Consider the following 14644-nt stretch of genomic DNA (forward strand, 5'->3'; position numbering starts at 1 on the left):
TTGTATACAATAAAACTAGATCAACAATTTGTATGGAGTGATAAAGATGGAAGCGTTTATTAGAAGTGATCAATATAATTTTATAAAATCACAAGCTTATATTTTAGCAAACGGGCATGCGACGGCAAATGATAGAGGTGTAATTCAAGCGTTAAAATCGCTTGCGATTGAAAAGATAATACATGTATTTGAAAATTTAACGGATGAACAGAAAGAGTTAATTGATACGGTATTAACAGTTCAGAATAGAGAAGATGCAGAATCATTTTTAATGAAAATAAATCCGTATGTAATTCCGTTTCAAGAAGTTACAGCACAAACATTAAAAAAATTATTTCCAAAAGCGAAAAAGTTAAAACTTCCTGATATGGAAGAAATGGATATGAAAGAAATATCTTATTTAAGCTGGATTGATAAGGGGTCAAGCAGGAAATTTATTATAGCGAAAAATGATAAAAATAAATTTGTTGGTCTGCAAGGAACGTTCCAAAGTTTAAATAAAAAAAGCATTTGTTCGTTATGTCATGGACATGAAGAAGTAGGAATGTTTTTAGTTGAAATTAAAGGTGATGTACCAGGAACTTTCGTTAAAAAGGGAAACTACATTTGCAAAGATGGTGTAGCTTGCAATCAGAATATGAAATCGCTAGATAAATTGACCGATTTTATTGACCGCTTGAAAAAATAACGAGAAAACCTCTAGTATTTAAACTGGAGGTTTTTATTTTTGGAAGAAGTAAAATAAGTTTTCTTTGTAAATGTAGATTTATAATGAAATTTGATAAAAATATCTATTATGATACAGTTGCTTATATGCAAGGAGGTAAAACATGGGTTACCTTTTATCGAAAGAAAAAGTGAAACGCTGGCCTAAAGATACGATAGCGGCGGGGCGTTGTCATACTGTTGGCCTTAAATCGGATGGTACAGTAGTAGCGGTGGGCCGAAATAAAGAAGGAGAATGCAATGTAAGCAGTTGGCAAGGTATTGTGGCAGTCACAGCGGGTGACTGGCATACAGTCGGTCTTAAATTGGATGGTACAGTAACGACTGTGGGGAATGATCGATATGGTCAATGCAATGTAAGTAGCTGGCGAGGTATTGTATCGGTCAAGGCTGGTTATCTTCATACTGTTGGTCTTAAACGAGACGGCACGGTGACGGCAGTGGGGAATGATAAACATAACCAGTGTGATGTAAGTGGCTGGAGAGACATTGTAGCAATAGCGGCTGGTACGAATCATACAATCGGACTTAAATCAAACGGTACCGTGGTGGCAGTGGGCTGGAATGAGTATGGTCAATGTAACGTAAGCGATTGGCGCGATATTGTAGCGATAGCGGCTGGTTGTGCACATACAGTCGGTCTTAAATCAAACGGCACGGTGGTCGCGGTAGGTAATAATGAATTTGGCCAATGCGATGTAGATAGCTGGCGCGACATTCGGTTGCCTGGCGAATAGTCAATTTACAATAAATAATTAGTAATATTATTCTATTTTAGGAGTAATTATGGAATAGGATATGTACAAAATAATTAAACTTAAATCTACTGAATAAGAATCTCTTTTGAAAAGGAATTCTTATTATTTTTCATAAAATGAGGGTCTAAATGGAATTTTTGAACAAACTATATTTCAAAATTACAGTAGAAGATATAAATAAAGTATAGAGGAGATAAAGGAATGCTTAAAAGGTTTTTACTTTCTTTACCGGATGTTTTACTTATATGTATCGTTCTCTACATAACGTACACAAATTCTTTTAGTTTTGGACAGATGTTAGTAATTTCAATTGCAATCGGAATTATTGGTGGTCTTGCTATTAGAATTTGTAAGGATGTATTCACGTATATAAGGTGGTCAATTAAACAAAGAACAACTTGAATATGTTCAATAGTTTTTAGGAGGGAATGAAATGAATAAGAAAAAGAATAGAGTGAAAAACGAGATAGTACTTTGGTCACTAACAGCAATTGTTCTATTAATTGTATGGTACTTTTATCAAAAATAAAAACGCATCGTACTAAAAAAGCACGATGCATTTTTATTATTTTTTTTGCCAATTTTCTTTTATAAAGTCTTCACGCCCAGATTTTTTTTGCTCAGTAGCATATTTCTCTGGATTCTTTTTATAGAAATGTTGGTGGTATTCCTCTGCTTCGTAAAAAGGTGCAGCAGGACGAATTTCAGTCACGATTGGATCTTTAAACATACCGCTTTCTGCAAGAGCTTGTTTTGATTTTTCAGCAAGCCCTTTTTGTGTTTCGTTATGATAAAAAATAGCGGTACGATAAGATGGACCACGGTCAAAAAATTGTCCGCCATCATCAGTTGGATCGATTTGTGGCCAATATAAGTCTAGTAATTTTTGATAAGGAAAAATAGAAGGATCGAATGTAATTTGAACAACTTCTAAATGTCCAGATGTTCCAGCTTTTACTTGTTCATATGTTGGGTTTTCTACATGACCTCCTGCATAGCCAGAAAGTACTTTATGAATACCAGGAAGTTCATCAAATGGTTTTACCATGCACCAAAAGCAACCACCTGCGAAGGTTGCGAGTTCGTATGTTTTTTCGGACATTGCTGTAATCCTCCTAAATGTATATGTTTTATATAGTATTATATAAATTGTTTTATTGCGCAATAAAAAAGATTTGAAAATATATGTTTTTTATAAACAAGATCCTCCGCTCACGTCAATTAATTGTCCAGTAACCCAGCGGCTGTCTGGAGAAGCAAGGAATGCAGCAGTATCGGCAATGTCTTCTACTTCACCTAAGCGATTGAAAGCGGAAATAGTAGTAGCGTACTGCTTCATCATCGGGTCGCTCAAGAGTTCTGCATTCATATCTGTTTTAATAAATCCTGGAAGTATTGCATTCACCGTTATTCCTCGTGCTCCAAGCTGTTTTGCTAGCGTAAAAGTCATTGTATTAATAGCGCCTTTCGTCATACTATATGCAACAAAATCAGGTAAAGAAATGCGGGTGGCAGCGGATGAAATATTAATAATTCGGCTATTGTCACGTAAACGTGGCAGTGCTTGTTGAATGATAAAGAATGGTGCTTTTGCATTTACTGAAAACATTCTATCAAAAAATTGTTCAGTCGTTTCTTCAATAAAAGCACCAGGACCAATGCCAGCATTGTTTATTAAAATATCAAATTGTGTTTCACCAGTGCGCATTTGTAATTCAGTATCTAAAGCGTTATAAAGGTTTTCTACACCGTGTAAGGATTCTAAATTTGCGCCGATAGAAAAAGCTTGGCCACCATCTGATCGAATTTCATGAACAGTTTCTTCAGCGTCATCTTTTCGATTACCGTAATGAACAGCAACCAATGCACCGTCATTTGCTAAACGTTTAGCGATCGCTCGTCCAATTCCTCGGCTTGCTCCTGTAACTAACGCTACTTTCCCTTTTAACATAGTTTCCTCATCTCCTCATAAATTTTTCTTTATGTAGTAGTGCAAACATACTTAAGCAATATATGAGTGTATGTAAGTAATTCATTCCAATTTTGATTTGAGAAAAAATAAATAGAATGAATTTCGATTTTTTTGAAAAAACATGTTGACAAGGAAAAGAACAACGTCCTATAATACGTGTAACAAATAAAAGTTAATTAAGAATTTTCTAACTTTATATGTTGTATATGCAAAGAAGAGGAAAGTAGATGATTATGATCGTTTCAGAGAGCTACTCCAAGGCTGTGAGGGTAGTAACAATCGAATCATTGAAGATCGCCTCGGAGCATCGCTTGCGAAAGGGAAACTGAGTAGTGGGCGGCGGCATCGTCTCCGGTAAAAGGACGGGGGTCTAATTGGACCTACAAAGCTTATATTTCGTGAGAAGTATAAGGAAGCTGAGTGGTACCGCGAAACTCTCGCCTCAGCAATCAAAGCTACTAAATTGTAGTAGTTGATTGCTGAGGCGAGAGTTTTTATTTTTAAAATAGAATACGATAATGCGTAGAAGAGGAGAGTAAATGATAAAAATTGTTTCAGAGAGCTGCCCAGAAGCTGTGAGGGTGGTAACAATTTCATCATTGAAGATCACCTCGGAGCACTACTTTTGAAAACTAGTAAAAAGCAGCGGAGTTGTTTCCGATAGAAAAACAAAAAGTCTAATTGGACTTGCAGAGCTTATATTTCGTGAGGAGTATAAGGAAGCTGAGTGGTACCACGATTCCCTCGTCTCAGCAATGGATTGCTACAAGTATGTAAGTAATCGATTGTTGAGACGAGTATATTTTTAAGGGTTATATACTGAATATTCTGTTAAAAATACTCATCTCAGCAATCGATGTAGAAATAGATTGCAAAAAATAGAGAAAAAAGAGGAGCGATGTGAGATGGGAAACCAGTACATTTACATGAATGGGGAATTTGTAGAAAAAGAAAAGGCAGTTGTTTCAGTATATGATCACGGTTTTTTATACGGAGACGGTGTATTTGAAGGGATTCGTAGTTACGGAGGAAATGTATTTTGTTTAAAAGAACATGTGAAACGATTGTATGAATCAGCGAAATCTATTTTACTAACAATTCCGATGACGGTAGAAGAAATGGAAGAAGCAGTTTTACATACACTTCAAAAAAATGAATATACTGATGCTTACATTCGCTTAATTGTCTCAAGAGGAAAAGGTGACTTAGGGCTCGATCCGAGAAGTTGTGTGAAGCCGAGCGTAATTATCATTGCAGAACAATTAAAGTTATTCCCACAAGAATTTTATGATAATGGGCTAAGCGTTGTATCTGTTGCATCGAGACGTAATACACCAGACGCGTTAGATCCACGTATTAAGTCAATGAATTATTTAAATAACGTACTTGTAAAAATTGAAGCGGCGCAAGCAGGAGTGTTAGAGGCTCTTATGTTAAATCAACAAGGATATGTTTGTGAAGGTTCTGGTGATAATGTTTTCGTTGTGAAAGATGGAAAAGTATTAACCCCGCCATCCTATTTAGGAGCATTAGAAGGTATTACGAGAAATAGTGTTATCGAGCTATGTGAGCGACTGAGTATTCCGTGTGAGGAAAGACCGTTCACTCGCCATGATGTATATGTAGCAGATGAAGTATTTTTAACAGGAACAGCAGCGGAGTTAATTCCAGTTGTAAAAGTTGATTCGAGAGAAATTGGAGATGGGAAACCAGGAAGTGTAACGAAACAATTGACCGAAGAATTTAAAAAATTAACGAGAGAAAGAGGAGTACGTGTTCCCGGGCTGACGGAAAGCTTAGCGTAAATAAGGAGAGGAGTTAATGGAAATGAAGCAGCAGTATACAGCGTATGAGAAATTACAGTATGAAGAAATGACAGGCGCTGGGCATGTGATTCAATGTTTAAAGAGATTAGGTGTAACGACCGTTTTCGGCTATCCGGGCGGAGCAATCTTGCCAATATACGATGCTTTATACGAAAGTGGTTTGAAACATGTTTTAACTCGTCATGAACAAGCTGCCATTCATGCGGCTGAAGGATATGCGAGAGCTTCTGGAAAGGTCGGGGTAGTCTTTGCTACCTCTGGCCCAGGGGCGACAAATTTAGTTACGGGTTTAGCAGACGCTTATATGGATTCGATTCCTTTAGTTGTCATTACCGGGCAAGTTGCAACGCCTTTAATTGGTAAAGATGGATTTCAAGAAGCAGATGTTGTTGGAATTACAGTACCTGTTACGAAGCATAATTACCAAGTTCGTGATGTAAATCATGTATTACGAATTGTGCAAGAAGCTTTTTACATCGCCGAAAGCGGACGACCCGGACCAGTATTAATTGATATTCCAAAAGATGTTCAAAATGCAAAAGTCACCAGTTTCTTTAATGAAGAAGTTGATATTCCGGGGTACAAACCAGAACTTGTACCAGACAGCATGAAACTTAGAGAGGTGGCTAAAGCAATTTCAAAATCTAAGCGTCCACTTCTTTATATTGGAGGAGGTGTCATTCATTCAGGTGGATCCGATGAACTCTTCGAATTCGCAAGGGAGAACCGTATTCCAGTCGTTTCAACTTTAATGGGACTTGGTGCATATCCACCGGATGATCCATTGTTTCTAGGGATGCTTGGTATGCATGGGACATACGCTGCTAATATGGCGGTAACAGAATGTGATTTACTACTTGCATTAGGTGTTCGCTTCGATGATCGTGTAACAGGAAAATTAGAACTTTTTTCTCCAAACTCGAAAAAAGTACATATTGATATTGATTCTTCTGAGTTTCATAAAAATGTAACTGTAGAACATCCGATTGTTGGTGATGTAAAAAAAGCGTTACACATGCTGTTACATATGTCTATTTATACACAAACAGACGAATGGCTTCAGAAAGTAAAGACATGGAAAGAAGAATATCCACTTTCTTATAAGCAAAAAGAATCTGAGTTAAAACCACAGCATGTGATCAACTTAGTAAGTGAATTAACGAATGGTGAAGCGATTGTCACAACAGAAGTAGGTCAGCATCAAATGTGGGCTGCTCACTTCTATAAAGCAAGAAAACCTCGGACGTTCCTTACCTCTGGAGGATTAGGAACAATGGGGTTTGGTTTTCCAGCAGCAATTGGTGCTCAGCTAGCTAAAAAAGAAGAACTTGTCATTTGTATTGCAGGTGACGCTTCTTTTCAAATGAACATTCAAGAACTACAAACAATTGCTGAAAATAACATCCCTGTAAAAGTATTTATCATAAATAACAAATTTTTAGGGATGGTAAGGCAATGGCAAGAAATGTTTTATGAAAATCGTTTATCAGAATCAAAAATTGGATCACCAGATTTTGTGAAAGTAGCAGAAGCTTATGGAGTAAAGGGATTAAGAGCAACAAATTCAACCGAGGCAAAACAAGTGATGTTAGAAGCATTTGCTCACGAAGGTCCTGTCGTAGTTGATTTTTGTGTAGAAGAAGGTGAAAACGTATTTCCGATGGTTCCGCCAAACAAAGGGAATAACGAAATGATTATGAAGAGGTGGGAAGAATGAGTCATACTTTTTCACTCGTTATTCATAACGAGCCAAGCGTCTTATTACGTATAAGTGGGATTTTTGCTCGGCGTGGTTATTATATTTCTTCTTTACATTTAAACGAAAGAGATACTAGTGGTGTTTCTGAAATGAAACTCACAGCAGTTTGTACTGAAAATGAAGCGATATTACTTGTTAGTCAGTTGAAAAAATTAATTGATGTTCTGCAAGTAAATAAATTATAAGGGGTGTATGGAATATGAAAACATATTATGAAAAAGATGCAAATGTAGAGTTATTACAAGGAAAAACTGTTGCAGTAGTTGGTTATGGATCACAAGGTCATGCGCAAGCACAAAATTTACGTGATTCTGGTGTAGAAGTTGTAGTTGGTGTTCGTCCTGGTAAGTCGTATGAAGTAGCGAAAGCTGATGGATTTGAAGTAATGTCTGTTTCAGAAGCGGTTCGAACCGCACAAGTTGTACAAATGTTATTGCCAGATGAACAGCAAGCTCATGTGTATAAAGCAGAGGTAGAAGAGAATCTTCGTGAAGGACAAATGTTACTTTTCTCGCATGGATTTAACATTCACTTCGGACAAATTAATCCGCCAAGTTACGTAGATGTAGCGATGGTCGCGCCAAAAAGTCCAGGTCATCTCGTTCGCCGTGTATTTCACGAAGGAAATGGTGTTCCAGCATTAGTCGCAGTGCATCAAGATGCGACGGGAACAGCGCTACATGTAGCACTGGCGTATGCAAAAGGTGTAGGGTGTACACGTGCGGGGGTAATTGAAACGACATTCCAAGAAGAAACCGAAACGGACTTATTTGGAGAGCAAGCTGTACTTTGCGGCGGGGTAACTGCACTTGTGAAGGCTGGATTCGAAACGTTAACGGAAGGTGGGTATCGTCCTGAAATTGCATACTTTGAATGTTTGCATGAATTAAAGCTAATTGTCGATTTAATGTACGAAGGTGGATTAACGACTATGCGCCATTCTATTTCAGATACGGCAGAGTTTGGAGATTATGTAACAGGATCGAGAATTGTTACAGATGAAACGAAGAAGGAAATGAAGCGTGTTCTTACGGAAATTCAGCAAGGTGAATTTGCGAAGAAATGGATTTTAGAAAATCAAGCAGGGCGTCCGACGTATAATGCAATGAAAAAAGCAGAGCAAAATCATCAGTTAGAAAAAGTAGGAGCAGAGCTTCGTGAAATGATGAGCTGGATTCATGCACCGAAAGAATTAGTAAAGAAATAGAGTAAGAGAGTATAAATGAAAAATATGTAAGAGGGGATTTGACAAGATGAGAAGTGACATGATTAAAAAAGGTTTTGATAAAGCACCGCATCGTAGTTTATTAAAAGCAACTGGTTTGAAAGATGAAGATTTTGATAAACCTTTCATAGCGATTTGTAATTCTTTTATTGAAATTATTCCAGGGCATAAACACTTGAACGAGTTTGGGAAACTTGTAAAAGAGGCAGTTCGCGCGGCAGGTATGGTACCATTCGAATTCAATACAATTGGAGTTGACGATGGTATTGCGATGGGACATATCGGTATGCGTTATTCTCTTCCGAGTCGTGAAATTATTGCAGATTCAGTAGAAACGGTTGTAAATGCACACTGGTTTGACGGCATGATTTGTATCCCAAACTGTGACAAAATTACACCAGGTATGATGATGGCTGCACTACGTATTAATATTCCGACTGTGTTTGTTTCAGGCGGCCCGATGGCAGCAGGAAAAACATCTAAAGGAGAAGTTGTTGACCTGAGTTCCGTTTTTGAAGGAGTAGGAGCTTATCAATCTGGGAAAATTTCAGAAGAAGAATTAAAAGATATTGAAGATCATGGCTGTCCATCTTGTGGCTCTTGTTCGGGTATGTTTACCGCGAACTCTATGAATTGTTTATGTGAAGTGTTAGGTTTAGCTCTTCCTGGTAACGGGAGTATTTTAGCAATTGATCCAAGACGCGAAGAGTTAATTAAACAAGCAGCAGAGAAATTGAAAATTTTAATTGAAAGAGATATTAAGCCGCGTGATATTGTAACAGAAGAAGCGATTGACGATGCTTTTGCACTTGATATGGCGATGGGTGGATCAACGAATACAGTATTACATACGCTAGCACTCGCACAAGAGGCAGGACTAGATTATGATATGAATCGTATTGATGCAGTTTCAAGACGTGTACCCCATTTATGTAAAGTAAGTCCAGCCTCAAATTGGCATATGGAAGATATTGATCGTGCGGGCGGGATTAGTGCAATTTTGAAAGAGATGAGCCGGAAAGAAGGAGTACTTCATCTTGATCGAATAACTGCTACGGGGCAAACATTAAGAGAAAATATTGCTGAGGCAGAGATTAAAGATAAGGAAGTTATTCACTCTCTCGAAAACCCTCATAGTGAGGAAGGAGGATTGCGTATATTAAAAGGCAACCTTGCGAAAGATGGAGCGGTTATTAAAAGCGGTGCAACAGAGGTAAAGCGTTTTGAAGGACCTTGCGTTATTTTTAATTCACAAGATGAGGCACTTGCTGGCATTATGCTTGGGAAAGTGAAAAAAGGAGATGTAGTTGTCATTCGTTATGAAGGACCAAGAGGTGGCCCTGGTATGCCAGAAATGTTAGCCCCAACATCAGCAATTGCTGGAATGGGATTAGGTGCTGAGGTTGCATTATTAACGGATGGACGTTTCTCTGGAGCTTCACGTGGAATTTCAGTAGGACATATTTCACCAGAAGCAGCAGCTGGCGGGATGATTGCACTTCTTGAACAAGGGGATATTGTATGTATTGATGTTGAAGAACGCTTACTAGAAGTAAGAGTGAGTGATGAAGAATTAGATAAGCGTAAAAAAGAATGGAAACGACCAGAACCGAAAGTAAAAACTGGCTGGCTTGGACGTTATGCACAAATGGTAACATCGGCGAATACAGGGGCTGTTCTGAAAATCCCACATTTTGATTGAGCCAATTTAAAAGAGATAAGGATGATATATAATGGTGCAAAAGGTAAAGGAGAGAGTGAAAATTGAAGATATCTTAATGGCGCATAATTGCCTGAAAGATATCGTTATTAAAACACCGTTACAACGTGATACAGTTTTATCTGAGAAATATGATTGTGACGTTTATGTAAAACGAGAAGACTTACAATTAATTCGCTCTTTCAAAATTCGTGGTGCGTACAATTTAATTCAAAGCTTACCGAAAGAAAAATTACAAAACGGTGTTGTTTGCGCAAGTGCTGGTAATCATGCGCAAGGAGTTGCTTATACGTGTAATTTATTGAAGATTACGTCAAAAATATTTATGCCCACAACAACACCGAAACAAAAAGTATCACAAGTACAATTTTTCGGTGGTGATTTCGCAGAGATTGTATTAGTTGGTGATACATTCGATAGCTCTTTCCAAGAAGCACAGCGCTATTGTGAAGAAAATAAGATGACATTTGTTCATCCGTTTGATGATCCGTATGTCGTTGCAGGTCAAGGGACAGTGGCAGTTGAAATTATGCATGATATGGAGAAATCAGTTGATTATATCTTTACAGCAATTGGCGGTGGTGGATTAGCATCAGGAGTTGGTACATATGTAAAAGGTGTTAGTCCTACTACAAAGGTTATTGGTGTAGAGCCAATGGGAGCTGCATCTATGAAAGAGGCTTTTCTTCAAAATGAAAATGTCGCATTGGAGAAAATAGATAGTTTTGTTGATGGGGCAGCTGTTAAAAAAGTAGGAAAGTTAACATTTGAAACTTGTAAAGATGTAATTGACGATATTATTTTAGTACCAGAGGGGAAAGTTTGTACGACGATTTTAGAACTGTATAAGAAAAATGCGATTGTAGCTGAACCGGCTGGTGCACTCTCTATTGCAGCGCTTGATTTATATAGAGATGAAATAAAAGGTAAAACAGTTGTATGTACGCTAAGTGGTGGAAATAATGATATTGATAGAATGCAAGAAATGAAAGAACGTTCTCTCATTTATGAAGGGTTAAAGCATTATTTCATCATTGAATTTCCGCAGCGTTCAGGTGCGCTAAGAGAATTTCTTGATAAAGGATTAGGACCAGAAGATGACATTACGCGCTTTGAGTATATTAAGAAACATAATAAAGAAAATGGTCCAGCATTAGTCGGCGTAGAATTAAAACATAAAGAAGATTATGAGCAATTAATTACTCGCTTTAAAGAAAATAATATTCAATTTATGGAGCTTAATAAAAACCCTGTTTTGTTTGATTTACTTATTTAATAGAAGGAAAGAGTTAGCACCCAAATAAAAAAGATAGATACAAGCGGGGAAAAATAATGCTTGTTCTATCTTTTTTATAGTTAAACTAGATACTCATTAAATTCAAGAAGAATAAAGCTAGCTAACCAAAAAAATATCGCAATGCGAATAATTACATACATTGTAAATTCAAAGGGAGTAAGATTTCTCTCTCGCTTTATTTTTTTTAATAGTCTCACAGAATAAAAGGAACATAAAAGCAGGATTGCTATAGACATTTTATAGATGTTTTCTAAGAGGTTTATATTTTCTAATAACTCTTTCAGCATGTTTATCACCTATTCTGTAAAGTATATTACAGAGAAATAGATCTTGAGCTGTCTAGTTTCGTTTGTTTTTTATTTTCCCTGTATCATCAATTTCTACATCAGTTGAAATTGTTTGTAAATATTGAAGAGCTTTTTTCTTTTCTCCTTCATTTACAGGGGAAACTTGGTTGTTGCGAATGATATAAGGATTGAATGACATTTGGACATCCTTTCCTTTAAAAGTTAAAGTTAATACGCCAGTTTCAGCGCTTTTCCCATTCACATAACTCGGGAATAAAAAGTTACCTAATGAGTAAGCGATAGGAACTTTATTATAATAATCAAACCCTTGTAACCAATGTGGATGGCTTCCGACAATTGCATTAGCTCCTGCTTCAACCATTTTAGGTACATATTGCTTTTGGTATTCTACCGGACGATTTGATTTTTCAACGCCCCAATGCATATAGACGATTAAATAGTCTGCATCTTTCTTTTGTTCTTTAATTGTTTTTGTTACAAGATTTAAATCATAGCCATTCGCAACGCCAGGTTTATTCTCACCAGCTACCCAATTAGAATCAGGCATAAATCGAACGAAGGAAAGAAATTTGAACTTTTTCCCTTTTACGGTCATTTCTCGTGCTGTATATGCATCTTTCGCATTTTTTCCGGCTCCAATGTAAGGGAACTTTAATTTTTCTACGTGAGAAATCGTATCTAATAATCCATCTTGCCCATAATCAAGTGTGTGGTTATTCCCAATATTTACGATGTCATATCCAGTGTTTTTAATAGCTTGTAGTGTAGATGGATCACTTTTAATCCAAAACAATTGCCCAGGTGCTTTCTTTTCTTTCGTTGTAAATGCCGACTCTAAATTCACAAAAGAAATATCAGCTTTTTTTATTTCTTCTTTTACATGTTGGAATGGGTAATCAGCCCCATTCTTTTCGATTATAGGACGTAATTGCCAATCAAACATTGTATCACCAGAGAAGGTGAGTGTGATTTCTTGGTCTTCTATTTTCTTTTCGCTTTTTGAAGCGGTTTTACTAGATTTGTTTTGCAAATCGGGTTTGTCTTTTGCTTTTGAAATAAAAGAGTAATTGATTAATAAAACAATCGGTGTAATGAAAAAGGCTATTAACAAAAATCGTTTTAGTAAAGTTTTCATATATACCTTCCCTTTTAATATTATCCCGCAATTAAATTAACACTGAATCTATTAAAGGTAATTAAAGTTACAAAAAATAGCGGGTTATGTAGTGGAAAACATTTGTTAATATTCTCAATATTAAGTTAACATATAGATAACCTGTAAATCAATGTATAAACCAAAATATAGAAATAAAGAATTCGAAGGGTGAAGAATGAGAAATGGTTATATTAGGAGCAGTTGTAAATGGGATTTGTATTATATTTGGTACTTTACTTGGTAAATTATTTAGTAGGATTCCAGAAAGTATGAAAGGGACGATAATGCACGTAATCGGTTTAGCGGTTACTGTGCTTGGTCTTCAAATGGCATTAAAAAGTGAAAACTTTCTTGTTGTCATACTGAGTTTAGTGATTGGTACGGTAATTGGAGAATGGTTACAATTAGAAGAAAAGTTAAAACATTTAGGGGATTGGCTAGAAAATAAAGTTGGATCGAAAGGGAAAGGTAGCATATCAGAAGGTTTTGTAACAGCTACTTTAATTTTTGCAATTGGCGCGATGGGGATACTTGGTGCACTTGACAGTGGGATTCGCGGAAATCATGATATTTTATTTACAAAGGCGATTATCGATGGATTTATTTCTATTATATTAACGACAACTCTAGGAATTGGCGTAGTATTTTCGGCGATTCCAGTTGTTTTATATGAAGGTGGTATTGCAGTTTTTGCAACACAAATTAATAGTTTTGTCCCGAAAGAATTAATGAACCAATTTATAGTGGAGATGACGGCTACGGGCGGCATTATGATATCTGCTATTGGATTGAACTTGCTTAGTATTATTAAAATCAAGGTGGCAAATTTACTTCCAGGTATATTGGTAGTGGGTGTAATTGTTTCAATTATTTATGGTTACGGTTTGTTAGTAAATTAGTAGAGGATGGAAATACATATGGAGGAATTTCAATTTACAAAACGTGTGCATAAAATATTGGAGATTGCAGCAAAAGAGAGTGAGTGTAACATAATTCACCCGGTCCATCTGTTTATAGGTATGTGTAAAGAAGGTACAGGAGTTTGCGCTGAGTTATTTATGTATTTGTTTCATAAAGTGGGTCCAGATTTTTTAGAAAAACTTTCGTTACGAAAACGATTCGAGTTACATAATCAAGAATATAAAAAAATAGGGCAATATAAACTATCTTATAAAGCGATAGAAATTTTACAAATAGCGAAGAAACGTATGGAACGCTTTCAGCAAGTAGTAATTAATGAAGGACATATTATGTATGCATTATTTCGTATAGATACAGATATTGGTGAATTTATACATACACAAATGCAAGAAGATATATTACGTATTACAGCTGTCCCGAGAGACTTAGTGGTAGATTTAAATCGTTTTAAATCTATTTATAATACATTATTTTGTCATATAAGAAGAGCTAGTCCTTCTGATTTTGATAAGTTATCACGATTTGTAGCGGATGAATTTGGTGAACGGTGGTTACAGTCGGTTGTTTATGGATTTCGGACATATAACGAAAAGTTACCTATCTATATTGCACAGCAGGAGGAAGTAATAATTGGTTTCGCTTGTTACGATGTAGTGAGAGGAAAGAAAGGATTGTTTGGTCCGATGGGCATAGCGAAACAAAATCGTGTGAAAGGTGTAGGAAAAGAATTATTGCATCATTGTTTATATAATATGAAGCAAGATGGATATGAATATGCGATTATTGGACAAGCTGGTCCCATTGAGTTTTACGAGAGAAATTGTAATGCTCGTTTAATACCGATAGATAATAATTAACCAACTTCATTTAGGGGAGTTGGTTTTATTATGAAAATGATGTAGAGATGTAGTGGTTTTTACTGGAAAATAGCGGGTTTTGTAGTAAATCTTGCATATAAAGCAAATTACTAAACTTT

Annotated in this window: 14 protein-coding genes, 1 pseudogene and 2 other annotated features; of the genes and pseudogenes, 11 read left to right on the forward strand and 4 right to left on the reverse strand. The window is 36.4% G+C overall.

Translation table 11 applies throughout. The features are described 5' to 3' along the window. Window positions 1–46 precede the first annotated feature (46 nt). The 3 genes and pseudogenes from AC241_RS09350 to AC241_RS09360 all read left to right on the forward strand — a co-directional run bounded on the left by AC241_RS09350 (window position 47) and on the right by AC241_RS09360 (window position 1886). Window positions 47–688, forward strand: a complete 642-nt coding sequence (locus AC241_RS09350; protein WP_029441972.1) for a FusB/FusC family EF-G-binding protein — start codon at window positions 47–49, stop codon at window positions 686–688. 193 nt (window positions 689–881) lie between these two features. Next, a pseudogene (locus tag AC241_RS09355) lies at window positions 882–1463 on the forward strand (RCC1 domain-containing protein); the annotation flags it as partial. 222 nt (window positions 1464–1685) lie between these two features. Continuing rightward, window positions 1686–1886: a hypothetical protein gene (locus AC241_RS09360; protein WP_029441974.1), complete on the forward strand. Its 201-nt coding sequence runs from the start codon at window positions 1686–1688 to the stop codon at window positions 1884–1886. 163 nt (window positions 1887–2049) lie between these two features. On the opposite strand, the gene msrA is transcribed toward AC241_RS09360, so the two are convergent. Further along, window positions 2050–2586 (reverse strand): peptide-methionine (S)-S-oxide reductase MsrA, encoded by a 537-nt coding sequence (gene msrA, locus AC241_RS09365; protein ID WP_029441975.1) that lies wholly within the window; start codon window positions 2584–2586, stop codon window positions 2050–2052. 90 nt (window positions 2587–2676) lie between these two features. After that, entirely contained in the window at window positions 2677–3435 is a 759-nt protein-coding gene (locus AC241_RS09370) for an SDR family oxidoreductase (RefSeq protein WP_050843241.1), read from the reverse strand. Window positions 3436–3658: 223 nt separating this feature from the next. Further along, window positions 3659–3904 (forward strand) — a binding site (T-box leader). Window positions 3905–3970: 66 nt separating this feature from the next. Next, window positions 3971–4211, forward strand: a binding site (T-box leader). A 150-nt stretch (window positions 4212–4361) separates the two neighbouring features. Between AC241_RS09370 and ilvE the strand changes: the two genes are divergently transcribed. The 6 genes from ilvE to ilvA are packed head-to-tail and all read left to right on the forward strand — an operon-like array spanning window position 4362 to window position 11262. Further along, window positions 4362–5261, forward strand: a complete 900-nt coding sequence (gene ilvE, locus AC241_RS09375) for a branched-chain-amino-acid transaminase (protein WP_000528161.1) — start codon at window positions 4362–4364, stop codon at window positions 5259–5261. A gap of 22 nt (window positions 5262–5283) precedes the next feature. Further along, complete coding sequence (ilvB, locus tag AC241_RS09380) at window positions 5284–6999, forward strand: acetolactate synthase large subunit (protein ID WP_050844823.1); 1716 nt, start codon at window positions 5284–5286, stop codon at window positions 6997–6999. Continuing rightward, window positions 6996–7226: an ACT domain-containing protein gene (locus AC241_RS09385; protein ID WP_016082082.1), complete on the forward strand. Its 231-nt coding sequence runs from the start codon at window positions 6996–6998 to the stop codon at window positions 7224–7226. The genes ilvB and AC241_RS09385 overlap by 4 nt, the downstream gene beginning before the upstream one ends. Window positions 7227–7240: 14 nt before the next feature. After that, window positions 7241–8248, forward strand: coding sequence for a ketol-acid reductoisomerase (gene ilvC, locus AC241_RS09390; RefSeq protein WP_050843243.1), 1008 nt, complete (start codon window positions 7241–7243; stop codon window positions 8246–8248). 46 nt (window positions 8249–8294) lie between these two features. After that, the gene (gene ilvD, locus AC241_RS09395) at window positions 8295–9968 is read left to right on the forward strand and encodes a dihydroxy-acid dehydratase (RefSeq protein WP_001255813.1); all 1674 of its coding nucleotides are present in this window, start codon (window positions 8295–8297) and stop codon (window positions 9966–9968) included. 31 nt (window positions 9969–9999) lie between these two features. Next, window positions 10000–11262, forward strand: a complete 1263-nt coding sequence (gene ilvA / locus AC241_RS09400) for a threonine ammonia-lyase IlvA (protein WP_000250319.1) — start codon at window positions 10000–10002, stop codon at window positions 11260–11262. An 80-nt stretch (window positions 11263–11342) separates the two neighbouring features. Here ilvA and AC241_RS09405 read toward each other — a convergent pair whose 3' ends face one another. Both AC241_RS09405 and AC241_RS09410 read right to left on the reverse strand, forming a co-directional pair. After that, a complete protein-coding gene (locus AC241_RS09405) occupies window positions 11343–11570 on the reverse strand; it encodes a hypothetical protein (RefSeq protein ID WP_000910605.1) in 228 nt (75 codons plus the stop codon). Between the two features lie 52 nt (window positions 11571–11622). Then, a complete protein-coding gene (locus AC241_RS09410) occupies window positions 11623–12726 on the reverse strand; it encodes a CapA family protein (RefSeq protein ID WP_050843244.1) in 1104 nt (367 codons plus the stop codon). Between the two features lie 203 nt (window positions 12727–12929). Here AC241_RS09410 and AC241_RS09415 point away from each other — a divergent pair, with 203 nt between their 5' ends. Together AC241_RS09415 and AC241_RS09420 are read left to right on the forward strand one after the other, a co-directional pair. Next, window positions 12930–13646 carry a DUF554 domain-containing protein gene (locus AC241_RS09415; RefSeq protein WP_016082079.1) on the forward strand — a complete coding sequence of 239 codons (717 nt, stop codon included), beginning with the start codon at window positions 12930–12932 and terminating at the stop codon, window positions 13644–13646. 18 nt (window positions 13647–13664) lie between these two features. Beyond that, window positions 13665–14525 (forward strand): GNAT family N-acetyltransferase, encoded by an 861-nt coding sequence (locus AC241_RS09420; protein WP_029441980.1) that lies wholly within the window; start codon window positions 13665–13667, stop codon window positions 14523–14525. The last annotated feature ends 119 nt before the right edge of the window (window positions 14526–14644 follow it).

This window comes from Bacillus thuringiensis, from assembly GCF_001182785.1.
GTDB lineage: Bacteria > Bacillota > Bacilli > Bacillales > Bacillaceae_G > Bacillus_A > Bacillus_A thuringiensis_S.

Excerpts from the sequence above, each read along its gene's own strand:
- AC241_RS09410 (WP_050843244.1), bottom strand. The coding sequence starts at position 12,726 with ATGAAAACTTTACTAAAACGATTTTTGTTAATAGCCTTTTTCATTACA.
- AC241_RS09360 (WP_029441974.1), top strand. The coding sequence starts at position 1,686 with ATGCTTAAAAGGTTTTTACTTTCTTTACCGGATGTTTTACTTATATGT.
- AC241_RS09350 (WP_029441972.1), top strand. The coding sequence starts at position 47 with ATGGAAGCGTTTATTAGAAGTGATCAATATAATTTTATAAAATCACAA.
- msrA (WP_029441975.1), bottom strand. The coding sequence starts at position 2,586 with ATGTCCGAAAAAACATACGAACTCGCAACCTTCGCAGGTGGTTGCTTT.
- AC241_RS09370 (WP_050843241.1), bottom strand. The coding sequence starts at position 3,435 with ATGTTAAAAGGGAAAGTAGCGTTAGTTACAGGAGCAAGCCGAGGAATT.
- ilvB (WP_050844823.1), top strand. The coding sequence starts at position 5,284 with ATGAAGCAGCAGTATACAGCGTATGAGAAATTACAGTATGAAGAAATG.
- AC241_RS09420 (WP_029441980.1), top strand. The coding sequence starts at position 13,665 with ATGGAGGAATTTCAATTTACAAAACGTGTGCATAAAATATTGGAGATT.
- ilvC (WP_050843243.1), top strand. The coding sequence starts at position 7,241 with ATGAAAACATATTATGAAAAAGATGCAAATGTAGAGTTATTACAAGGA.
- AC241_RS09405 (WP_000910605.1), bottom strand. The coding sequence starts at position 11,570 with ATGCTGAAAGAGTTATTAGAAAATATAAACCTCTTAGAAAACATCTAT.
- AC241_RS09415 (WP_016082079.1), top strand. The coding sequence starts at position 12,930 with ATGGTTATATTAGGAGCAGTTGTAAATGGGATTTGTATTATATTTGGT.
- ilvA (WP_000250319.1), top strand. The coding sequence starts at position 10,000 with ATGGTGCAAAAGGTAAAGGAGAGAGTGAAAATTGAAGATATCTTAATG.
- ilvD (WP_001255813.1), top strand. The coding sequence starts at position 8,295 with ATGAGAAGTGACATGATTAAAAAAGGTTTTGATAAAGCACCGCATCGT.
- ilvE (WP_000528161.1), top strand. The coding sequence starts at position 4,362 with ATGGGAAACCAGTACATTTACATGAATGGGGAATTTGTAGAAAAAGAA.
- AC241_RS09385 (WP_016082082.1), top strand. The coding sequence starts at position 6,996 with ATGAGTCATACTTTTTCACTCGTTATTCATAACGAGCCAAGCGTCTTA.